The following is a 21,927-nucleotide window of genomic DNA, read 5'->3' on the forward strand; positions in this document are numbered from 1 at the left end:
TTCGCCGCGCATCAACCGACTGACCGTTCGGTCGGTACCATTCTGCGCGGCGAGGCAGGGCCCTGGCAAGGGATGAGGGTGGCGGGGATGGCGCGGGTGACGGGGGATGCGGGGACGCAGGGGCGCCGGGAGGTGCGGGGGTGCGGTGCGGGTGGACAGACAGATGACAGCGAACAGATTTCAAAATCTGTTCGCTGTCATCTGTTCGCTGTCATCTGTTCGTCGTCAGTCGTCGGCCGCTCGCCCGTCAGCCCTCCGCGCGGTCCCGCAGTCTCGGCAGCGGCACCGCGAGGAGCGCGGCGAGCAGGGCGATCCGGGGCGCGAGCTGATCGATCCGGATGTACTCGTGCCGGGCGTGCGCCCCGGCGCCGACCGCGCCGAAGCCGTCCAGCGTCGGCAGTCCTCGCGAGCCGGGCAGGTTGGTGTCCCCCGCGCCGCCCGCCGGACCGCCGTCGAGCTGCTGCCCCAGCACCGCCGCGAGCGAACGGACGTGCCTCAGCAGCGGATTGCCCGAGCGCTCCGGCCACGCCGGACGGCTCGACAGCACCTCGGTGCGCACCCGCGCCCCCGGTCGCAGGGCGGTCAGCCGGGCCAGGTTGTCGAGCGTCCGGCGCTGCGCCTCGGCGGTGGAGAACCGCAGACCGAGCTCGGCCTCGGCCCGCCCCGCGACGACGTTCGCACGCGAACCGCCGCTGATCCGACCGGCGTTGAGCTCCGTTCCGGGCTGACCGGCCAGGCCGCGGACCACGACGAGCTGGTCGACGAGCTCGTCGACGGCCGACACCCCGTCGCGGGAGTCGTTGCCCGCGTGGGCCTCCCGGCCGGTGACGGTGAGCCGCACCCGGCTGCTGCCGCGCCGGGCGGTCTTGAGCCGGCCGTCCGGATGCGGCGGTTCGAGGCCCAGGACAGCTGCGGCGCCCCGCAGTTGGCGCTCCACGAGGCGCCGCCCGTCCGGGCTGCCGATCTCTTCGTCGGACACCACGACCACCCGCACGCTGCGGTGCGGCCGCTGCCCGAGGTCGGCGAGGAGCGCGAACGCGCCTTCCAGGACGGCGAGGCCGCCCTTCATGTCGACGACGCCGGGACCGGTGAGCGTGCCGTCCTGTTCGGCGACGGGCCAGTCGGCGAGGGTGCCGACGGGCCAGACGGTGTCGTGGTGGCCGACGATGAGCAGGTGGGGCAGGGTCTCGTCCTGCCCCGCCCACTCCAGGACGAGGTGGTCGCCGGCCGGACCGGGTTCGCGACGGGCGGTGGCTCCGGTGGCACGGAACCCGGCGGCCAACTCCTCGGCGAGGGCGTCGAGTCGGGGAGCGTCACCACTCGGGGACTCGATCCGCGCCAGGTCGGCGCAGCGGCGTCGGACGCCGCCGGCGAGGGTCCGGGCGCGGGTGCTGAGGGCCTGCGGGAGCCCGGGGAGCGCGGCGGTGGAGGCGGGTTGGGCGACGGCGCCGGGCCGGGCCTCGACGACATGGGTGTCGGCAGCACGGGTCTCGGACCGGGCCGCAGCACGGGCCTCGGACCGGGTTTCGGACCGGGTTTCGGACCGGGTCTCGCCCTCGGTGGCGCCAGGCACGGTCGCCCTCCCGGTGGCGGTCACAGTGGCGTTCACGGAGGAGGCGGCCTTGGGCACCGGCGCGGAGGCTGCGGTGGACGTCGTCCTGGGCGTGGACTTCGGCGCGGTCGTGGCGGGCGCAGTCGCGGCGGGTGCGGCCTCGGCGGGCGCAGTCGCGGCGGGCGCGGGTGCGGCGGGTCCGGGTGCGGCCGGTGCAGTCGTGGCGGCCGCGGTCGCACGCGGCGACCCGACGATCTGGGGACTCAACGCTCGCCTCCTCGGCCGCCGCCGGTATTCAGCGGCCGCACCGGCCGGCCGGTCCATCCGGCGTGCCGGACCCGGGCGGGCCGGGCCGGGCGGCCGGAATGGTGGGCGGTCCGTCCGGACGGCCCGTCCGGCCCAACTGCGGTGGAACGGCTGGTCGGCGTGCTTGGCATTGCGTCCTCCTCGCTCGATCCGGTGGCTCCGGTTCACCCGGTGCCCCGTGGACGGCGGCTTCGTAGCGGTGGGCGCGGTGAGCGCACCGCAGGGAAGCCGAGATGTGAGCCTAGAAGAACCGTTCGGCTTCCTGCGAGGTGGCCCTGCTCCCAGCGTGCCGGGCCGGACCCAGCCTCGGGCACCCGTCGGGGAACGGCGGCGGACGCTCGGCGTGCGGGCCCGGTTCGGCGCGCGGACGCGGTCGCCGGATCGCGTCCACCTCCACCATGGACCCGCCGCCGCGCTTCGGCAGCGCAAACCGCCAAGGCGCCGCATTTCCACGCCGGATGGGTGACACGGGCTCAGCGCGCGGTACGAATCCGGGGCGCGACCAGGGGCATCGGGGTCACCCGCCGGGCCGGGAGCCGGAGGCGGTGCCGGGACGCGCCGGGCTCAGGCGCCGTCCGCCACCAGCCCTGCGTCGCGTGCGATCAGCGCGGCCTGGACGCGGTTGCCGACGCCGAGGGCGGTGAGGATCCGGCTGACGTGTGCCTTGACGGTGCTCTCCCGCATCCCGAGGACGCCCGCGATCTCGGCGTTGGAGAGTCCGTCGGCGAGTTCGCGCAGCACGTCGGTCTCGCGCGGGGTCAGCCCGGAGACCCTGTTGCGGGCCGCGACGGACCGGGGCGCGCCCGTGCGGTGGTAGCGGTCGATGAGGCGGCGGGCGGCGGACGGGTGGAGCATGCCCTGTCCGCCGGCGACGACGTGCACGGCCCGCGCGATCTCGGCCGGCGGGGTGTCCTTGAGCAGGAAGCCGTCGGCACCCGCGGCGAGCGCCCGGTAGACGTATTCGTCCAGGTCGAAGGTGGTGAGCGCGATGACGCGCGGGGCCTCGGGCAGCTCGCGCAGGCGGCGGGTGGCGGCGATGCCGTCGAGGCGGGGCATCCGGATGTCCATCAGCGCGACGTCGATCCGTCGGGCGGCCGCCAGTTCGACGGCCTGGAGGCCGTCGGCGGCCTCGGCGACGACGACGAGCCCCGGGTCCTGGGCGAGCAGGTCGACGAGGCCGAGCCGGACCAGTGCGTCGTCGTCGACCACCATTGTGCGGATCATGGGACGTCCTCGGGCAGCGGGGGCGGAGTGGGGGTCAGGAGGATGGGCGGGCCGGGCACTATGTCCGGATCCGGTCTGTCTGTCGACGGCCTGGCCGAAACCGGCCCAGCGGAATCCGGCCCTTCCGCGTCCGACTCGGCCGAAACCCGACCGTCCGGATCCGGTCGGCCTGGCCGCCGCCGCGGACCGTCCGCTCCAGCCGACACCGCCCCATGCGCGGCAGGGACCTCCGGGAGCGCCTGCGACGGGCGCTCCGCTGCCGGGAGGCGTGCCGAGAGGCGGTAGCCGCCACTGCCGTCCGGCCCGGCGTCGAGGTGTCCGCCGAGCGCGGCGACACGTTCGGCGAGCCCCACCAGGCCGTAACCTCCGCCACTCGCACAGCCGTTGGGCGTCGCCGATCCTGGACCATTACGAACCTCGACGGTGGTGGCCGGGGCTCCGTAGCCGACCCGGACCGTGACGGGTGCGGCGTGCGCGTGCTTGCGGGCGTTCGTCAGCGCCTCCTGGACCAGCCGGTGCACGGCCAGGCGGTGGGTGGTCGGGACGGCGTCGGGATCGCCGGCGAGGGCGAGTTCAACCTCCTGCCCGGCCTCGACGGCCTCACCGACCAGCTCGGTGAGATCGCGCAGGGCGGGCGCCGCCACCCGCGCGGACTCCTCCGCCCGTGGCCCCGGTTCACCGTCCAGCGGCCTCGGTTCACCGTCCAGCGGCCTCGGTTCGCGGGCCGGCTGCCTGGGCGGCGGGTCGGTGCGCAGCGCCCCGAGGACGTCGCGCAGGTCGTCGAGGGAGTGGGCCGCGGTGGTGCGCAGGAGTTCGAGCCGGTGGGTGAGCCGGTCGGGGTCTTCGGCGACGGTACCGGCCCTGGCCTGGTCGCGCAGGACTCCGGCGTGCAGCACGAGGAGGCTCAGGCGGTGGGCGAGGACGTCGTGCATCTCCCGTGCGATGCGGGCCCGTTCGGCGGATCTGGCCTGCTCGGCGCGCAACTCCCGTTCGCGGCTCAGTGTTTCGACCTGTTCGCGCAGGGTGCGGATCAGGACGCGGCGACCGTGCAGCCAGAGGCCGACGGACAGTGTCGCGGCCTGGAGCAGGAGTTGGGATCCGGTGGTGCCGGCCCAGCCGACCAGTGTGTCGGCCCGGGTGGCGTTGAGCACGGCGATGGCGGTGCCGCCGACGACGGCGGGACCTACGCGGCCGAGATAGGCGAGGTGGTAGACGCTGAACAATCCGGGCAGGGCGCGGTTGAGCAGACCGCCGGTGAGGACCGGCAGCACGGCGGAGGCCACCGGATACCGGCGGGCGAGGAGCAGGGAGAGCGAGGCGAGGGTGGCTGCGACGGCCTCCGGCACACGCAACGGATCGTCCGTGCGGGACCAGTGGACGAGCGCTTCCTCGACGGCGAGCGCGAGGACGGCGAGCAGGAGCAGCGTGTCGACCCATGGGCGGCGGCCGGGTCCGTACCAGCCGAGCGGGCCCGTGCGCATCGGCCCACCCCGCCCTCTCCCCACAATCCCTCCATCCGTCCGGCTCGATGCTACGGGCGGCCGACGCGGCGCGGCCCCCTCCTTGCGGTCACCGGGACCCTCGACTTTCGTCAGGGGTCGGCGCGGTCCGTCGGCCGATTCCGGGGACTTCGGGCGCTCCTAGCGTCGACGGCATGACGAACGAATGGTCCGACTCATCATCTCCGCACGGCAGTTCACCACCGTCGGCGACCCGCGACCATCTCCTGTTCCTCGCCGAGGCGCTGCGCACCTTCCACGACACCGGTGCGCTGGCCCCGAGCAGCGCGGAGCTGGTGAACGCGCTGGTCATTCCGGCGACCAGCCGTCCGAACCGGCCGATCTCGGTACTGGAGGTCGGCGCCGGAACGGGTGCGGTGACCCGGCGGCTGGTCCAAGTGCTGCGCCCCGGCGACCGGTTGCACGTCGTCGAGGCGAACCCGCGCTTCGCGGACCGGTTGCGCGAGGACCGGGTGCTGGCCGCGCGTCCGACGGGGCTCGAACTGCGGCTCTCCGCTTGCCGGGTCGAGGAGCTGGACGATGCGGCGGGCCCGGCGGGCGGCCGCTACGACGCGATCGTGTCGGGGCTGCCGTTCACCAACTTCGAACCGGCGCAGGTCCGAAGGCTCCTGGACCTGTACGTGCGGCTGCTCGTCCCCGGCGGCGAGCTGACGTACTTCGGCTACCTGGGGACGACGGCCGCCCGGACCCTCACCTCCGGACCACGGCGCGGCGCCCGGCACCGGGCGGTGGTCCGCCTGCTGCGACGGTTCGAGGCGGCGTACGGACTGGGCGAGCGGACGGTGTGGCGCAACCTGCCCCCGGCACGAGCCTGCCTGCTGCGCGCCCCGGGCGGCCGAGCGGCCTGGGACGCGGCGCCGCGCACCGGACTCCGCCCCCTGGCCGGCGAGGACACGGCCACGGTATCCGGCGAACCGACGGGCGACGCGGCTCCGGCCGCTCGATGATGGACCGGGGCCACGCCCGGCCCCGCGATTCCGGCAGCGAGGAGCCCGCGATGACCCTGTCCGTACGTGATGCCGAGGAGCGGAACCGCTTCGAGGCCTGGGTGGACGACCGCATGGCGGGCTTCGCCGAGTACCTGCGCAGCGACAACCTGGTGGTGTACCCGCACACGGTGGTCGAACCGGACTTCGAGGGGCAGGGCGTCGGGGGCGCGCTGGCCCGCGCCGCGCTGGACGACGCCCGCGCCCGGAACCTGCCGGTGCTGGCGACCTGCCCGTTCATCAAGGCCTGGATGATCCGCCACCCCGAGTACATGGACCTCGCGTACGAGAACCACAGCCGGGTGAGCGACTGATGGGCGGCGACGGCACCGCCGCGCGCGGCGCGAAGGCGTACGAGGCCCCGGGGATCACGGTGACGTTCGACGCGGGGATCTGCCGGCACGCCGCCGAGTGCGTGCACGGGCTGCCGACGGTGTTCGACACCGGTCGGCGGCCGTGGATCTCCCCGGACGCGGCGCCCGCCGCGGACGTCGCCGAGGTCGTGCGGCGCTGCCCGACCGGCGCGCTGCGCTACCGGCTCGCGGACGGCGAGGCGGAACCGCCGGACCGGCCGACGACGGTGACGCGGACCGCGGACGGGCGGTTGCTGCTGCGCGGCGAGCTGCGCGTGGCGCGCCCGGACGGCGAGGTGCGGGAGACGCCGAGGGCGATGCTGTGCGGGTGCGGACACAGCTCCGAGCAGCCGTACTGCGACCGGAGCGGCGCGTGCGGGGGCGGGGGCGGGACTGAGGGCACGGATGTCGGGGGCACGAATGGCGGGGGCGAGGCCACCGATGGCGGGGCTGCGAGTGACGAGTAACAGATTTCAGATAACAGATGACAGCAAACAGATTTTGAAATCTGTTCGCTGTCGTGCCATAGTGGCACCCGGGTCACTTCGTCCATCGCCTCCCGGCGCCGTACCGACCCTTGGAGCCCTCATGTCTGCTTCCGACCGCACCCCGAAGCCCGCGCAGCGCGCCCTCGGCGCCGCCGGCCCGCTCACCTCCGCCCTCGGCCTCGGCTGCATGGGCATGTCCGACCTCTACGGCCCCGCCGACGAGTCCGAGAGCATCGCCACGATCCACGCCGCCCTCGACGCGGGGATCACGCTCCTCGACACCGGCGACTTCTACGGCATGGGTCACAACGAGTTGCTGATCCACGACGCCCTGCGCGGCCGCGACCGCTCGGACGTGCAGATCAGCGTCAAGTTCGGCGCCCAGCGCGACCCGTCCGGCCAGTGGGTCGGCTACGACACCAGTCCCGCCGCCACCAAGACGGCGCTCGCCTACACCCTGCGCCGCCTGCGCACCGACTACGTCGACGTCTACCGCCCGGCCCGCCTGGACCCGAACGTCCCGATCGAGGAGACGGTCGGCGCGATCGCGGACCTCGTCAAGGCCGGCTACGTGCGCCACATCGGCCTGTCGGAGGTCGGCGCCGACACCCTGCGCCGGGCCGCCGCCGTGCACCCGATCAGCGACCTGCAGATCGAGTACTCGCTGCTCTCCCGGTCCGCGGAGGCAGCCGTCCTCCCCACCGCCCGCGAGCTCGGCATCGGCGTCACCGCCTACGGCGTGCTCTCGCGCGGCCTGCTCAGCGGCCACTGGAACACCGAACGCCCGCTGGCGGGCACCGACTTCCGCGGCCACAGCCCGCGCTTCCAGGGCGACAACCTCACCCACAACCTCGCCCTCGTCGAGGCGCTGCGCGACGTGGCGACGGCGAAGGGCGCGAGCGTCGCGCAGGTCGCCATCGCCTGGGTCGCCTCGCGCGGGGAGGACGTCGTCCCGCTGGTGGGCGCCCGCCGCCGGGACCGCCTGGCGGAGGCGCTTGGCGCGCTCGACGTCGAGCTCACCGCCGCCGACCTCGCGGCCATCGAGGCGGTCGTCCCCGCCGGTTCGGCCGCGGGCGAGCGGTACGCCGCCGACCAGATGGCCCGCCTCGACAGCGAGCGCTGACCGGCCGGAGCACGTCCCGGCCGGCACACCGCACGCCAGACACCCCCACCCGTACCGCCGCCGTCCGCCCCCACGGCGGGCGGCCCTCCTGTAAGGACGTACCTCCCGTGACGACGGACACCACCCTCACCGCCGAGCAGATCCTGACCGCTGCGGAGGACGTCCTGCGGCGGTTCGGCCCGGCCAAGGCCACCGTCGTGGACGTCGCCCGGATCCTCGGCGTCAGCCACAGCAGCGTCTACCGCCACTTCCCGAGCAAGGCCGCGCTGCGCGAGGCCGTCACCCAGCGCTGGCTCGACCAGGCGCACTTCGTGCTCGCGAACATCTCGATCGAGGGCGGCCCGGCCGAGGAGCGGCTGCACCGCTGGCTGGTGACGCTGTTCGCGGCCAAGCGGAAGAAGGCGCTCGACGACCCGCAGCTGTTCGCGACCTACATGGTGCTGGTCGAGGAGAACAGCGGCACGGTCGAGGCGCACATCGACACGATGGTCCGCCAGATCGCGCAGATCGTCCAGGACGGCATGGAGAAGAAGGACTTCAAGCTCGCCCACATCCTCACGACGGCGCGCGCCGTCTTCGAGGCCACGGCGCACTTCCACGACCCCGCGTACGCGGGCGAGTGGTCCGACCCGAAGGCGAACGAGCGCTTCGAGGCCCTCTGGACGCTCATCCTCAACGGCCTGCGCGCCAGGTGACGACGCACGTCCGGGCCCGGGCGGGCCGGCGCCGGAGCGAAAACCGGTCGCCGGTCCGCCCGGTGTTCGTGCAGACTTCCGCGCACGGTTGATCTCACTCGGAGGATGACATGCGCGCGGGCACCACCGGTCCCGTTCTCGACAGCCTGCACGGGCTCGCCCTCGGCGACGCCTTCGGCGACCGCTGGTTCTCGGTGCCGCTCGACGAGGCCCCGGCCGCGCTCGCGGCGCGCCTCACCCGGCCCGCGCCGTGGCACTGGACGGACGACACCTCGATGGCACTCGTCCTCGTCCGCCACTTGGCGACCCACGGCGAGATCCAACAGGACACGCTGGCCCGGGACTTCGCCGCGGAGTACGCCCGCGAGTACGGGCGCAAGTACGGCCCGTCGATGCACCGGGTGCTGCGCGCGATAGATCAGGGCGAGGACTGGCGGATCGTCACCGCCGCCCAGTTCGACGGGCAGGGTTCGCACGGGAACGGCACCGCCATGCGGGTCGCGCCGCTCGGCGCGTGGTTCGCGCACGACTTGGACGAGGTGGCCCGGCAGGCCGAACTCCAGGCGCTCACCACGCACTTCCACCCGGAGGCCGTCGCCGGCTCGGTCGCCGTCGCACTCGCCGCGGCGCTCGCCGTCCGCAGCCGGGGTCAGAACCCGCCCTCCCGCGCCGAGTTGCTGGCCGAGGTGGCCGGGCGGCTGCCGGACGGCGACGTGCGGTCCGGCCTGCGGATCGCCGCCCGGCTGCCCGAGCACGCCAGTGTCCGGCACGCCGCGAACGTGCTCGGCTCGGGCTTCCGGCTGTCCGCGCCGGACACCGTGCCGTTCGCGCTCTGGTCCGCCGCCGGGCACCTGGACTCGCTGCCCGACGCCATCTGGCACACCCTCGAAGGCTGGGGTGACAAGGACACCACCTGCGCCATCGCCGCCGGGGTGGTCGCCGCCCGGACCGGCCTCGCCGGCGTCCCCGCCGCCTGGCTGGCCGCCCGTGAGGACCTGCCGGACTGGGTCGCCGAGCTGCCGGCGACCGCCTGACCGGCGCGGCGCCCGGCCGCCGTCCACCGGGCGCCGTCCACCGGGCCTGGTCAGCGCCGGGAGTTGCCGAACAGCAGCCGGTAGATGATCAGCAGTACGAGCGCGCCGCCGATCGCCGACGCCCAGGTCGCCAGGTCGAAGAAGTGCGTCGCCACCGGCCGGTGCAGGAAGCGCGCGGAGATCCAGCCGCCGACGAAGGACCCGGCGATGCCGATCAGGGTCGTCACGATCAGGCCGCCCGGGTCCCTCCCCGGCAGCAGCAGCTTGGCGAGGCCTCCCGCGATCAGGCCCAGCACGATCCAGGCGACGATGCTCATGTGCCCTCCCGTTCTCCAGCGGACGGCCCCGTCCGACCGCTCTGCCGGTACGGACGCCCGAGGGCGGTCCGCCGGTTCCGGCACGCACTGGCGGACGGTCGCCGACCGGGCCCCGTACACGGGCGGCCGCAGGGTGGACGCACGGGCGTGGCACCCTCCCGGCACGGCGGCGGCGCCGGGATACTGCGGCCATGCGCATCCTGATCGCCACCGCCGGATCGCGGGGCGACGTCGCCCCCTTCACCGGGCTCGGCACCCGCCTGCGAGCGGCCGGGCACCAGGTCGCCGTCGCCACCCACACCACATTCGCCGACCAGGTGCGCGCCGCCGGACTCGAATTCCGCCCGCTGCCCGTCGACCCGCGGGCCGCACTCGCCTCGGACGAAGGGCGGCGCCTGCTGAAAGCCGGTTCGGGACCGCTCGTGGTACTCCGACTTCTCCGCCTGGGCCGTCAGTTCATGCCGGCACTCGGGGACGGCATCGCCGACGCCACCGCACTCGGCACCGACCTCCTGCTCACCACCAGCACCACCAGCGCGCTCGGCCAGGCCGCCGCCGAGGCCGCCGGCATTCCCAGCATCGGGCTCTACCTCCAACCGATCGCTCCCACCCGGGAGTTCGCACCGGCCGTGACGGGAACCCGGTCGCTCGGCGGGCCCGGCAACCTGCTCGCCGGCCACGCCGTCCAGACCGCGACGGACCAGCTCTTCGCCCCCGCCGTCCGCGCGCTGCGCCGCCGCCTCGGCCTGCCGCGCCTCAGCATCGCCCGCGCGCGGCACAACCACGCGGTCCTGCACGGGTTTTCGCCCACTGTCATTCCTCGGCCGACCGACTGGCACCCGCGCTTGGACGTCGCCGGGTACTGGTGGCCGTGCCCGGACCGGCGATGGCAGCCGCCGGAGCGTCTGCTGGACTTCCTTGCGGCGGTCCCGCCTCCGGTGTTCGTCGGATTCGGCAGCCTGGTCGTCCCCGATCCGGAGCGGCTCACCGCCACCGTCCTCGCGGCGGTCCGTGCCGCCCGGGTGCGCGCCGTCCTGCAGTCGGGGTGGAGCGAGCTCACCGCGGCGGACACGGACGATGTGCTCACGATCGGCGACACCCGGCACGAGTGGCTGTTCCCGCGGGTGGCCGCGGTGATCCACCACGCGGGCGCCGGGACCACGGCCGCGGCCCTGCGCTGCGGCACACCGGCCATCCCGGTGCCGGCCCAGCTGGACGCACCGTTCTGGTCGGCGCGCCTGGCTCGGCTCGGGGTCTCGCCCGGCCCGGTCCCCCTCCGCGACCTCACCGCCGCCCGCCTCGCGACCGCCATCCGCCGGACCCTCGACGATCCCCGGTACCGCGACCGGGCCGCGGGGGTGGCCGCCACGCTCGCCGCCGAGGACGGCACGGCGAAGGTCCTCGCGGCGGTCGAGCGGACTGCCGGCTGACGGGGAGCGGTGCGCGCGACCAGCGACGGACGACAAGCAACGGACGACAGGTGACAGGTGACAACAAACAGATGACAGATAACAGAGTTTGAAATCTGTTATCTGTCATCTGTCAGTCGTCCGCCATCAGCCGCCCCCGCCACCCCAGCCCCGCGTACAGCACGAACGACGCCGCGAACCCGACCGCCCACCCGTAATCGGCGAGCGGCCTGAGCGCTGGCACCAGCCCCTCCGCCGGGAACGGCCCGCCGTGTGACCCGCCGACCGCCAGCACGCCGCCGACCACGAGCGCGGCCACGGCTCGCCAGTTCCACCCGCCCGCGTACCAGTACGCCCCGCCCGGCCGGTACAGCTCCGCGAGCCGGAGCCGGGTACGGCGCAGCACCCAGTAGTCGGCGATGAGCACCCCGGCGACCGTGCCGAGCAGGCCGCCGACCACTCCGAGCCAGGTGTAGATGTACACGTGCGGGTCGGAGATCAGCTTCCACGGGAAGATCGCGATCCCGACGACGCCCGTCACGAGCGCCCCGGTCCGGAAGCCGATGAACCTGGGCAGCAGGTTGGAGAGGTCGTAGGCGGGCGAGACGACGTTGGCGGCGATGTTCACCGACAGCGTCGCGACCAGGACGGTGAGCAGCGCGAAGAGGAGGCCGACCGGGCTCTCCATCTTCGCGGCGAGTTCGATCGGGTCCCACACCGGCTTGCCGTAGACGGCCTGCGAGCCCGAGGTGACAAGGACGGAGAGCAGCGCGAAGAGCGTCATCGTCGTTGGGAGGCCGAGGGCCTGGCCGCGGATCTGGGCGCGCTGGCTGCCGCCGAAGCGGGTGAAGTCGGGGATGTTGAGCGAGAGCGTCGACCAGAAGCCGATCATGCCCATCAGCGCCGGGAAGAAGACCTTCCAGAAGCCGCCGCCCCAGCCGAGTTGGGACGGCTGGTCGAGCAGCGGCCCGAGCCCGCCGGCCTTGAGGGCCATCCAGGCGAGGAGCGCGAGGGCGCCCACGATGACGAAGGGCGCGGCCCAGTTCTCGAAGCGCCGCAGCGTTTCCATGCCCCGGGCGATGATGGCCATCTCGATCAGCCAGAAGATCAGGAAGGAGAGCCACTGCGTCCACGGGTAGCCGCCGAACTCGCCCGCGGTGCGTCAGGATTCGCCGAGGAGTTTGCCCGCGAGCAGGAAGATGCCCTCGCCGCCGATCCAGGTCTGGATGCCGAACCAGGCGCACGCGACGGCGGCCCGGATGAGGGCGGGCAGGTTGGCGCCGCGCAGCCCGAAGGAGGCGCGGGCGAACACCGGGAACGGGATGCCGTACTTGGTGCCCGCGTGTCCGGTGAGCAGCATCGGCGCGAGCACGATGAGGTTGGCGAGGGCGATGGTGAGGACGGCCTGCTTCCAGTCCATGCCGAGTGCGACGAGGCCGGAGGCGAGCGTCCATGAGGGGATGTTGTGGGCCATGCCGACCCAGAGGGCGAGGAAGTTGTAGGTGGTCCAGGTCCGCCGCGCCACCGGGACGGGCCGCAGGTCGTCGTTGGTGAAGCCGTTGGGAGGCAACTCCCCGCTGGACGGGTCGAGTTCGACCCGTCCGTCGGAGTGCTGCAGCTGTCCGCCGCCGGTGGTCGCGGTGTCGGCCATGGGTAACTCCCCTATCCGTTCCCGGGTGTGGTCCGTGCAGGGCGTGACCGCCTTGGGCGCCACGGCGCGGTCGCGCGTCACAACTGCGGGATGACGTCCGTCCCGTAGGCGTCGATGGTGGCCTCGACGGCGTCGTGCATCGCGTAGACGGCGAACTGGTCGACGCCGAGCGAGCGGAGTTCCTCCAGCCGCGCGCGCTGCGCCGCGGGGGGCCCGATGAGGCAGAAGCGGTCGACGATCCCGTCCGGGACGAAGGCGGTGTCGGGGTTCCCGGCGCGTCCGTGGTGGCTGTAGTCGTAGCCCTGGCGGTCCTTGATGTAGTCGGTGAGGGCGTCCGGGACGAAGTCGGAGTGCTCGCCGTAGTGGTTGACGAGGTCGGCGACGTGGTTGCCGACCATGCCGCCGAACCACCGGCACTGCTCACGGGCGTGGGCGAGTGCGGCGGGCGAGTCGTCGGCGGTGACGTAGGCGGGCGCGGCCACGCAGATGGTGACGCTGTCGGGGTCGCGGCCGGCCTCGACGGCGGCGGCCCGCACCGCCTTCACCATGTACTCGGTGAGGTAGGGGTCGGCCAACTGCAGGATGAATCCGTCCGCTTGGCGTCCGGTCAGCGCGAGCGCCTTCGGCCCGTACGCCCCCATCCAGATCGGCAGGGAGGCGCCAGGCCGCACCCACGGCAGGTGCATCTCGGTGCCGTCCACCTCGACGGTGCGTCCCTCGGCCAACTCCTTGATGGCGTGCATGGCGTGGGAGAGCCGGTCGAGGGTGGCGGGGCGGCGTCCGGCGACGCGCATGGCGGAGTCGCCGCGGCCGATGCCGCAGACGGTGCGGTTGCCGTACATGTCGTTGAGGGTCGCGAAGAGGGAGGCGGTGACCTCCCAGGTGCGGGTGGAGGGGTTGGTGACCATCGGGCCGACGGTGAGCCGTTCGGTCTCGGCGAGGATGCGGCTGTAGATGACGAAGGGTTCCTGCCACAGGACGCAGGAGTCGAAGGTCCAGCCGTGGCTGAACCCGGCCCGTTCGGCGCGGATCATCCGGTCGACGAGCAGGCGGGCGGGCGGATCGGTCTGCAGGACGAGGCCGATGTCCATCGGTGGCTCCAGGAAGGGAACGGGGCCGGGGGGGCGGCGCGGGGCGGGGGCCCGGGCGGCGGCCCCGCGCGCGGCGCCCCCGCCCGGCGCGCCCGCCCCCCCGGGCGCGCGGGGGGGGGGGGGGGGGATTTTGTGGAGAGACGCTGGCCATTCGGCCCGTGGTGTCCACTCGCTCGGCCGGGGGCCCCGCGCGGGGGCGCCCCTGCCCCGGGGGGGGCGCCCGGACCGGAGGAGGAGGGGAAGGGAAGGGCGGTGTCAGACCAGGTACTGGCAGGTGTCGCGGCGCAGGAAGGTGCCGTGTCCGGCGCGGCCGAGCCACCTGTCGCCGTCGAGGACGACGGTGCCGCGCGAGAGCACCGTCCGCGCCCGGCCGGTGAGTCGGCGTCCCTCGTAGGCGGAGTAGTCGACGTTCATGTGGTGGGTGGCGGCGGAGACGGTCTGCACCGCGGTGGGGTCGTAGACGACGATGTCGGCGTCGGCGCCGGGCGCGATGGTGCCCTTGCGCGGGTGCAGGCCGAACATGCGGGCCGGCGTGGTGCAGGCGATCTCGATCCAGCGGCGGCGGGTGAGGTGCCCGTCGACGACGGCCTGGTGAAGGAGGTCCATCCGGTTCTCCACGCCCGGAAGGCCGTTGGGGATCTTGGAGAAGTCGCCGCGCCCGAGTTCCTTCTGCCCGGCGAAGCAGAACGGGCAGTGGTCGGTGGAGACGACCTGGAGGTCGTTGGCGCGCAGCCCCCGCCACAGGGCCTCCTGGTGCTCGCGCGGCCGAAGGGGCGTGCTGCACACGTACTTGGCGCCCTCGAAGCCGTCCGCGCCCTCCTCGGCGAGGTTGTCGGTGGAGAGGAACAGGTACTGCGGACAGGTCTCGCCGAAGACGTTGAGCCCGGCGTCGCGGGCCTGGGCGATCTCGGCGAGGGCGGAGGCGGCGGAGACGTGGACGACGTAGAGCGGGCTGCCGGCCACCTGGGCGAGCTTGATGGCCCGGTGGGTGGCCTCGGCCTCCAGGAGTTCGCGGCGCACCTCCCCGTGGTAGCGGGGCGCGGTGCGCCCGGCGGCGAGCGCCTGTTCGACGAGGACGTCGATGGCGATGCCGTTCTCGGCGTGCATCATGACGAGCCCGCCGTTCGCGGCGCCGCGCTGCATGGCGCGCAGGATGCGGCCGTCGTCGCTGTAGAACACGCCGGGGTAGGCCATGAAGAGCTTGAAGGAGGTGGACTCTCCGGAGTCGACGAGCGCGTCCATCTCCTTGAGGACGCCGTCGGTGACGTCGGAGACGATGGTGTGGAAGGCGTAGTCGACGGCGCAGTTTCCGTCGGCCTTGGCGTGCCAGGCGTCCAGGCCCTCGCGCAGGGAGCCGCCGACGGGCTGGACGGCGAAGTCGACGATGGTGGTGGTGCCGCCCCAGGCGGCGGCGCGGGTGCCGGTCTCGAAGGTGTCGGAGGCCGCGGTGCCCCCGAAGGGCAGTTCCATGTGGGTGTGGGCGTCGACGCCGCCCGGGATGACGTAGTGGCCGGCGGCGTCGATGACGGTGTCGGCGCTCCAGGCCCCGGCGGCGGAGCTGCCGGTGGTGGCGAGGGCGGCGACGCGTTCGCCCTCGATGAGGACGTCGGCGTGGAGTTCGTCGGCGGCGGTGATGACGAGGCCGCCGCGGATGACGGTGCGGTGGCGGGGGTCGGGAGTGGTCATCGGGGTGCTCCTCAGGCCTCGGCGAGCGGTCCGTAGGCGTCGGGGCGGCGGTCGCGGTAGAAGGCCCACTGCTGGCGGACCTCCTCGATCAGGCCGAGATCGAGGTCGCGGACGACGAGTTCCTCCTCCTTGTCGGAGGCGACCTCGCCGACGAACTGGCCGCGCGGGTCTACGAAGTAGGAGGTGCCGTAGAAGTCGTTGTCGCCGTACTCCTCGGTGCCGACCCGGTTGATGGCGGCGACGAAGTACTCGTTGGCGACGGCGGCGGCGGGCTGTTCGAGCTGCCAGAGGTAGGCGGACAGGCCGCGGCTGGTGGCGGAGGGGTTGTAGACGATCTGCGCGCCGGCGAGGCCGAGGGCGCGCCAGCCCTCGGGGAAGTGCCGGTCGTAGCAGATGTAGACGCCGACCTTGCCGACGGCGGTGTCGAAGACGGGCCAGCCGAGGTTGCCGGGCTTGAAGTAGTACTTCTCCCAGAAGCCCTTGACCTGCGGGATGTGGTGCTTGCGGTACTTGCCGAGGTAGCGGCCGTCGGCGTCGATCACGGCGGCGGTGTTGTAGTACACCCCGGCCTGCTCCTCCTCGTACACCGGGACGACGATGACGAGACCGAGCTCGCGGGCCAGGTCCTGCATGCGGCGGACGGTGGGGCCGTCGGGCACGGCCTCCGCCCAGCGGTAGTGCTCGGGCTCCTGGACCTGGCAGAAGTAGGGGGCGTTGAAGACCTCCTGGAAACCGATGATCTTCGCGCCCCGGGCGGCTGCCTCGCGGGCGTACCGCTCGTGGAGGGCGATCATGCTCTCCTGGTCGCCGGTCCAGCGGGTCTGGACGAGCGCGGCACGGACGATCTGCGACATGGGTACCTCCGCAACTCCGGGGCCCGGCCGGGGAGCCGGGCCTGCGGTGTGAGGGTTGACGGGGTGGCTCTGGCCTGCGGCGCGCAGGCCGGTGTGCGGGGTCGCGGCACGGTCTCCGCGCGCCTTTCCGCGCACGCTCGGCAGGCGTGGCAGGGGCTCCGCGTGCGTCCACGCGGAGCCGCGTGCGGCGGCGTGCGTCTACGTGCGTAGAAATTGCGATCTGTCGACCGTAGGCCGGGTTCGGTGGCCTGACAATACGTTGGGGGTAACGCGTCCGGGGCGATCTTGTTACACGGACACGCGGGTCCGCCTGGACGGGATGAATCGGTCATCTACCCCGGGAGTGCGCTCCTTACTCATTCGAGTGAATCCGGGCGTTCCGGGTGCCGGTTCCGGCCAAGGTGGGTAAAACGCGCGTGGACGCCGCTTCGGACCGTTACCGTGCGGCGGCGCAGCGCGACTTCGCCCGCCGGCGTGGGCCCGGGGATCAGGGGGTGGCAGGCATGACGACGGCTCTCGGGAGGGCGGTGCGCAAGGCGCCGCCCGGGCTCGGTCCCGGCCGCCTGCTCGCGTGGGCGCAGCGGGCGGATCCGCCGGCCGGCCCGCCCGCCGTGCCGGCGTGGGCGGGTCTGCTGCTGGCGCTCGGCGCGCTGCTGCCCGTCGCCCTCGGCGGTCTGCTGTTCCGCCGGATGGCGCCGCCCGGCGGGGTGGTGGCGCTGCGGCTGGCCGGTTCGCGGACGGCCGCGCTGGCGGCGCTCGGCGGCCGCGCCGGGGACGGGCCGGCCGCCCTCCGGGCCGACGCCTGGCTCACCGGCGGCGCCGGTCTGACGCTGGCCGCCGCCGCGCTGCTCGGCCTGTACGTGTTCGGGCGGGCGCGCTGGCGGCTGACCGCGCTCGCCACCGGGGGTGCCGGGCTGCTCGCGGCGTGCTGCGCCTTCGCGGCGGACGTGCTGCTCGCCCGCGCCCTGGACCGCCCGGACGGTTCGGACGCGCCGTTCGCCGTCGCCTCGGGGCTGGCCACCACGGCGTGGCTGCTGCTCCTGCCCGCCGGGGCCGCGGCCGCGGGGGCGCTCGCCGTCACCGCCGTCCGAGCGGTGCGGGGGCTGCGGTCCCGTCCACCCGTCACGGCCCCGGGCCCGGACGGGGACGCGACGCCCGGCGGCTCCCCCGACCGTCCCGCGCTGATCCCGCCCTGGCCGGTCGTCACCACGCACGGGGCGCTGTGGCCACCGCACAACGGCGCACCGGGCTCCCCTCCCGAGGCGCCCGCGGACGCCACCGCCCGGGCGGGCCAGGCCCGTTGGCGTGACGGCTCCCGGGTGCCGCCGGGGCGCGAACCCGCCGAGCTGGGCTTCTGCGCCTCGGGCGGCGGCATCCGCTCGGCCTGCGTCACGCTCGGCGCGCTCCAGTCGCTGCGGCCGTGGCTGAGACGGGCGCGGTACCTGGTCTCCGTCTCGGGCGGCGGCTACGCGGTCGGCGCGATGCAGCTCGCGCTCAGCGACTCCGCGCCCGGCGCCTCCGTGCACGCCGTCTCGGGCCTGACGGCCGACACCGTGCTGGAGCCCGGCTCCCCCGAGGAGGACCACCTCCGCCGCCACGGCAAGTACATCGCCGACGGCTCGGGCGAGTGGCTGGTCGCCCTCGGCACGCTGCTGCGCGGCGTGATCTCGGCGTTCACGCTGCTGCTCACCGCCGTCCTGGTGGTCGGCCTCGGGCTCAGCCGGTTCTACCGGCTCGTGCCGGTCACTCCGCTGGACGGCCTGGCGGCGGCCGGGCTGCGCACCGGCGGGGCGGGGTCGCCGGGGGCGCTGGTCCTCCGCGCGCCCGCCGTCACCGTCCTGGCCGTCCTGCTCGTCACCGCCGCCGCGTGCTGGCTGCTCTCGGTACTCGTGTTCCCCCCGCTCGGCTGGGACGCCGTGCTGCCGCGCTTGCTCCGCCGGCTCTTCCAGGGCAGCCTCGCGCTGGCCGCGCTGGTGGCCACCGGCGTCCTCGCGGTGCCCGTGCTGGCGTGGAGCGCAGTGCGGCTCCAGGCCGCGCTGGCCGCGGGCCCGCGGCTCACCGGCGCCGGGCTCAGCCTCACCGTCGTGCTCAGCTACCTCGCGCTGCTGCTCGGCATACTCTGGCGCGACCGCCGGACGATCCGCCGGGGCGCGGCGGCGGTCGCCGGGGCGCTGCGCGGAGCGGGCCGGTTCGGCGGCGGCCTCACCGCCAACCTCCCCCAGTACGTGGTGGTGTGGGCGGCGCTGGCGGCCCTGGCGGCCGGATCGCTGCTCGCGCTCGGCTGGGCGGTCGCGACCGGGTACGCGTGGCCGACGGCCGTCCAGGTGGCGCTGCCGCTGGTGCTCGGCGCGGTCGGGCTCAACCTGGACCAGACGTGGATGAGCCTGCACCCGTTCTACCGGCTGCGGCTGGCAAGGGCGTTCGCGGTCCGCCGGGTCACCGAGGGCGGCGCGGTGGTGGCCCGGCCGTACGACTTCTTCCGCGAGGAGACGTGGCTCAGCCACTACGGCGCCCGGCACCCGGACTTCCCCCAGGTGATCTTCTCGGCGGCGGCCAACCTCTCCGGGGACACCCGCACCCCGCCGGGCCGCCGGGCGGTGTCCTTCACGCTGTCGCACGACTACGTGGGCGGTCCGGACGTCGGCTACGCCCGCACCGACCTGCTGGAGCGGCGGACCCGGCGGCACATCGCCCGGGACCTCACCGTGCAGTCGGCGATGGCCGTCTCGGGGGCGGCGTTCTCCTCGGCGATGGGCCGTCAGTCCAAGGCGTACCAGGGGCTGTTCGCGGTCACCAACGCACGGCTCGGCACCTGGCTGCCCAACCCGGCCGTGCTGGGCCCGGACTGGTCCGGCGTGCCGGACTGGCGGCGCCCCGCGCAGCCGGCCGTACGGCGGCTGCAGTACCAACTGCGGGAGCTGACGGGGCGGTTCCCGATGGACGACCGGTTCCTGCTGACCACCGACGGCGGGCACTACGAGAACCTGGGCCTGGTCGAGCTGCTGCGCCACGGCGTCCGGACGGCGGTCTGCATCGACGCCAGCGGCGACTCCGGGTACGCGGCCAACCTCGCCGCCGCGATCACGCTGGCGCGCGAGGAGCTGGGCGTCGTCATCACGCTGCACGATCCGGAGGTGCTGATTCCGGGGAGCGCCGCGGAGCAGGTGGCACAGGCCGCCCAGGCAGCACAGGCGGCAGCCGCTGACGGCAGGGCGTCGTCGGACGGGCCGCAGCCGTTGCGGGGGCTCGCGGCGCAGCTGTCCGCGCGGCTGTCGGAGCGGGCGGTGATCACGGGGGACATCCACTATCCGGTGCCGCTCGCGGGTCTCGCCGGCGCGGGCGAATCCGGCGCGGACGGATCCGCCGGGAGCGGATCCGGCGCGGGCGAATCCGGCGGGAGCGATGACGCCCGGCACGGCACGCTGATCGTCGTCCAGGCCGCCCTGACCGCCGACATGCCGTACGAGCTGCTGTCCTACGCGGTGGGCAACGCGGCGTTCCCGAACGACCTGACCAGCGACCAGTGGTTCGACCACCGGCAGTTCGACGCGTACCAGACGCTGGGCCGCTATCTGGGCGACCAGGCGGCTCCGCTGGTCGAGGCCGCGCTGGCGGCGCAGCGGGTGGCCGGTGGCGGGGCGGGGCCCGTACCGGCGCAGTCGCCCGGCAGCGCCGGTACGGCCCGATCGGCCGTCACTCCCCCGGCGCCGCGGCGCTCTGCCGAGGGGTGACGCGGGCCTGGAGACGAGGGTGGAAGGAGCGGGGTGTCCGAGGTGTGAGCAGGATTGGTCCGAGGTATGGACGCACTGCGGGTCCCGCTTGACTCCCGCCGCGCGGGTCGGGAAGGATCCGGACCATGGATTCCGGCACCACCCTGGTCTGCCGCCTGCACGTCGATCTGCGACGCCAGGCGAGCTCCATGTGTGCCTGTTGACCTTGCCCCTCCGCGCCGGTTCCGCCCTGTGACGTCTGCCAGGGCCCGCGCCGCGCACCCGCATCCGCAGTTCTGAACCCGCCCCCGCCCGGTGCACCCCTCGCGCTGCCGTGCCGCTCCTTCGGCACCGCTCCGCCGCGGCTCCCGGACGGCGGGCGCACCCTCCCGACGTTCCCGCCGCACCCGAGGACGCCCCATGAGCCTGGACCTCGCCCCCGACCGTCCACCCACCGACGCGACGCACGCCGCCGCCACGCACGCCGCCGCCACGAACACCGACGCCACGTACGCCGCCGACACCCACGCCGCCGCCGACACAGCCGTCGAGGAAGCCCGCGCGCCGCTCGCCCCGAACGCCCTGCGCGCGATCGTCCGCGAGCTCGCCGAGCGGCCCGACCAGTGGATCCACCACGTCCGCCTGTCGACGGACGAGCGCTGGTACCGGCGCCTGGTGGCCGACGACGACCACGAGGTGTGGCTGATCAGCTGGCTGCCCGGCCAGTCCACCGGCTTCCACGACCACGGCGGCTCGCGCGGCGCCTTCACCGTCGCCCTCGGCGAACTGGAGGAGCTCTCGCTCGGCGGCCCGGACCAGGGCCTGCTGATCCGCCGCGTCCCGGCGGGGACGGCCCGCGCCTTCGGCCCCGAGTACGTGCACGACGTGCGCAACACGGCGTCGGGCCCGGCCGTCACCCTGCACGCCTACTCGCCCCCGCTGAGCTCGATGGCGCACTACGACCTGCGGGCCGGCGGGCTCGTCCGCACCTCCGAGGAAGGACCGGAACAGTGGTGACCACGATCGACGACCTGGTGGAGCGGGCCCGCGAGGGCGTGTACCGCCCGCGCGCCCGGGAGGCGTACCAGGCGCAGCTGGACGGCGCGCTGCTGGTGGACATCCGTCCGGCGGCACAGCGGGCGGCGGAGGGGGAGATCCCCGGGGCGCTGATCATCGAGCGCAACGTGCTGGAGTGGCGGCTGGACCCGACGGGCGGTCACCGGATCCCGCAGGCGTCGGGGTACGACGTCGAGTGGATCGTGGTGTGCTCGGAGGGGTACGCGTCGAGCCTGGCCGCGGCGTCGCTGCGCGAACTGGGGCTGCACCGGGCGACCGACCTGGACGGCGGTTTCGTCGGCTGGGCGGCGGCCGGACTGCCGACCCGTCAGGGCGGCTGAACGGCGGCTCGACGACGACTGAACAGCGGCGCGACCGACCGGCTTGACTCCCCGACGGAGCCCTGCCGCAGCGGCTCCGCTCCTCGTGACAGGCGGTGAACAAGGGACAGGAGATGATGTAAGTCATAGTCTGATCAGAGTTTCCGCCGGTCCGAAGCCGGGCAGCCACGCGGGCGGAAGAACGCCCGGGCAGGAGATCCGACAGGCACCACCGCGGTCCGCACCGCCACCGTTTGTCGACAAGACCGCCATCAACCGAGAGACCGACGACAGACCGACCAACGGCGCCGCCACCGCGGGGCGCCCGGACGAGGAAACTCCCCGTGATCAGATTCGACGGCGCCGGCAAGCGCCACCCCGACGGCACCACCGCCGTCGAGGGCCTCGACCTGGACGTGGCGCCCCGCCGGGTAAACCCCCCGGGGGGGGCCGCCGCGGGGGGCCCCACCACCCCCCCCCGCTGTGATAAAAACACTAACCCTGCCCCCCCGATGTTTGTGTTTTTATATGGGGGGGGGCGGGGAGTAAAAA

At 74.1% G+C, this 21,927-nt stretch carries 18 protein-coding genes and 1 pseudogene; 11 read left to right on the top strand and 8 right to left on the bottom strand.

Going from position 1 to position 21,927, the window contains the following annotated elements; translation table 11 throughout:
- Positions 1–247: 247 nt before the first annotated feature.
- The 3 genes from ACFV4G_RS07000 to ACFV4G_RS07010 all read right to left on the bottom strand — a co-directional run bounded on the left by ACFV4G_RS07000 (position 248) and on the right by ACFV4G_RS07010 (position 4,563).
- Entirely contained in the window at positions 248–1,819 is a 1,572-nt protein-coding gene (locus ACFV4G_RS07000; RefSeq protein WP_380437310.1) for a M20/M25/M40 family metallo-hydrolase, read from the bottom strand.
- Positions 1,820–2,422: 603 nt separating this feature from the next.
- Complete coding sequence (locus ACFV4G_RS07005; RefSeq protein ID WP_380437312.1) at positions 2,423–3,082, bottom strand: response regulator; 660 nt, start codon at positions 3,080–3,082, stop codon at positions 2,423–2,425.
- Entirely contained in the window at positions 3,079–4,563 is a 1,485-nt protein-coding gene (locus tag ACFV4G_RS07010; protein ID WP_380437314.1) for a sensor histidine kinase, read from the bottom strand. Before ACFV4G_RS07010 ends, ACFV4G_RS07005 begins: the two co-directional genes overlap by 4 nt.
- A 173-nt stretch (positions 4,564–4,736) precedes the next feature.
- Between ACFV4G_RS07010 and ACFV4G_RS07015 the strand changes: the two genes are divergently transcribed.
- The 6 genes from ACFV4G_RS07015 to ACFV4G_RS07040 all read left to right on the top strand — a co-directional run bounded on the left by ACFV4G_RS07015 (position 4,737) and on the right by ACFV4G_RS07040 (position 9,281).
- Entirely contained in the window at positions 4,737–5,549 is an 813-nt protein-coding gene (locus tag ACFV4G_RS07015) for a class I SAM-dependent methyltransferase (RefSeq protein WP_380437316.1), read from the top strand.
- Between the two features lie 50 nt (positions 5,550–5,599).
- A complete protein-coding gene (locus tag ACFV4G_RS07020) occupies positions 5,600–5,902 on the top strand; it encodes a GNAT family N-acetyltransferase (RefSeq protein ID WP_380437318.1) in 303 nt (100 codons plus the stop codon).
- The gene (locus ACFV4G_RS07025; protein ID WP_380437320.1) at positions 5,902–6,408 is read left to right on the top strand and encodes a (4Fe-4S)-binding protein; all 507 of its coding nucleotides are present in this window, start codon (positions 5,902–5,904) and stop codon (positions 6,406–6,408) included. Before ACFV4G_RS07020 ends, ACFV4G_RS07025 begins: the two co-directional genes overlap by 1 nt.
- 121 nt (positions 6,409–6,529) lie before the next feature.
- Entirely contained in the window at positions 6,530–7,552 is a 1,023-nt protein-coding gene (locus ACFV4G_RS07030; protein ID WP_380437322.1) for an aldo/keto reductase, read from the top strand.
- 107 nt (positions 7,553–7,659) lie between these two features.
- Positions 7,660–8,247, top strand: a complete 588-nt coding sequence (locus tag ACFV4G_RS07035; protein WP_380437323.1) for a TetR family transcriptional regulator — start codon at positions 7,660–7,662, stop codon at positions 8,245–8,247.
- 110 nt (positions 8,248–8,357) lie between these two features.
- A complete protein-coding gene (locus ACFV4G_RS07040) occupies positions 8,358–9,281 on the top strand; it encodes an ADP-ribosylglycohydrolase family protein (protein WP_380437325.1) in 924 nt (307 codons plus the stop codon).
- A 50-nt stretch (positions 9,282–9,331) separates the two neighbouring features.
- On the opposite strand, the gene ACFV4G_RS07045 is transcribed toward ACFV4G_RS07040, so the two are convergent.
- Positions 9,332–9,598, bottom strand: a complete 267-nt coding sequence (locus tag ACFV4G_RS07045) for a GlsB/YeaQ/YmgE family stress response membrane protein (RefSeq protein ID WP_380437327.1) — start codon at positions 9,596–9,598, stop codon at positions 9,332–9,334.
- 191 nt (positions 9,599–9,789) lie between these two features.
- Here ACFV4G_RS07045 and ACFV4G_RS07050 point away from each other — a divergent pair, with 191 nt between their 5' ends.
- Entirely contained in the window at positions 9,790–11,028 is a 1,239-nt protein-coding gene (locus ACFV4G_RS07050) for a nucleotide disphospho-sugar-binding domain-containing protein (protein ID WP_380437329.1), read from the top strand.
- Between the two features lie 112 nt (positions 11,029–11,140).
- Here ACFV4G_RS07050 and ACFV4G_RS07055 read toward each other — a convergent pair.
- The 4 genes and pseudogenes from ACFV4G_RS07055 to ACFV4G_RS07070 all read right to left on the bottom strand — a co-directional run bounded on the left by ACFV4G_RS07055 (position 11,141) and on the right by ACFV4G_RS07070 (position 16,289).
- Positions 11,141–12,658: pseudogene (locus ACFV4G_RS07055) on the bottom strand (NCS1 family nucleobase:cation symporter-1).
- Positions 12,659–12,735: 77 nt separating this feature from the next.
- Positions 12,736–13,749: a TIGR03842 family LLM class F420-dependent oxidoreductase gene (locus ACFV4G_RS07060; protein WP_380437331.1), complete on the bottom strand. Its 1,014-nt coding sequence runs from the start codon at positions 13,747–13,749 to the stop codon at positions 12,736–12,738.
- A gap of 255 nt (positions 13,750–14,004) precedes the next feature.
- On the bottom strand, positions 14,005–15,435 hold the full coding sequence (hydA, locus tag ACFV4G_RS07065) for a dihydropyrimidinase (protein WP_380437333.1): 1,431 nt from the start codon (positions 15,433–15,435) through the stop codon (positions 14,005–14,007).
- A gap of 11 nt (positions 15,436–15,446) precedes the next feature.
- Positions 15,447–16,289 (bottom strand): nitrilase-related carbon-nitrogen hydrolase, encoded by an 843-nt coding sequence (locus ACFV4G_RS07070; RefSeq protein ID WP_380437335.1) that lies wholly within the window; start codon positions 16,287–16,289, stop codon positions 15,447–15,449.
- 503 nt (positions 16,290–16,792) lie between these two features.
- On the opposite strand from ACFV4G_RS07070, the gene ACFV4G_RS07075 reads away from it, so the two are divergent.
- From ACFV4G_RS07075 to ACFV4G_RS07090, 4 genes are all read left to right on the top strand, one after another.
- Positions 16,793–20,020 carry a hypothetical protein gene (locus ACFV4G_RS07075; RefSeq protein WP_380437337.1) on the top strand — a complete coding sequence of 1,076 codons (3,228 nt, stop codon included), beginning with the start codon at positions 16,793–16,795 and terminating at the stop codon, positions 20,018–20,020.
- Positions 20,021–20,145: 125 nt separating this feature from the next.
- Entirely contained in the window at positions 20,146–20,223 is a 78-nt protein-coding gene (locus ACFV4G_RS07080; RefSeq protein WP_380386513.1) for a putative leader peptide, read from the top strand.
- A 196-nt stretch (positions 20,224–20,419) separates the two neighbouring features.
- Positions 20,420–21,016: a cysteine dioxygenase gene (locus ACFV4G_RS07085; RefSeq protein ID WP_380437339.1), complete on the top strand. Its 597-nt coding sequence runs from the start codon at positions 20,420–20,422 to the stop codon at positions 21,014–21,016.
- Positions 21,010–21,396 (top strand): rhodanese-like domain-containing protein, encoded by a 387-nt coding sequence (locus ACFV4G_RS07090; RefSeq protein ID WP_380437341.1) that lies wholly within the window; start codon positions 21,010–21,012, stop codon positions 21,394–21,396. The genes ACFV4G_RS07085 and ACFV4G_RS07090 overlap by 7 nt, the downstream gene beginning before the upstream one ends.
- Positions 21,397–21,927 lie beyond the last annotated feature (531 nt).

The sequence above is a fragment of the Kitasatospora sp. NPDC059747 genome (assembly GCF_042732955.1).
Lineage (GTDB): Bacteria > Actinomycetota > Actinomycetes > Streptomycetales > Streptomycetaceae > Kitasatospora.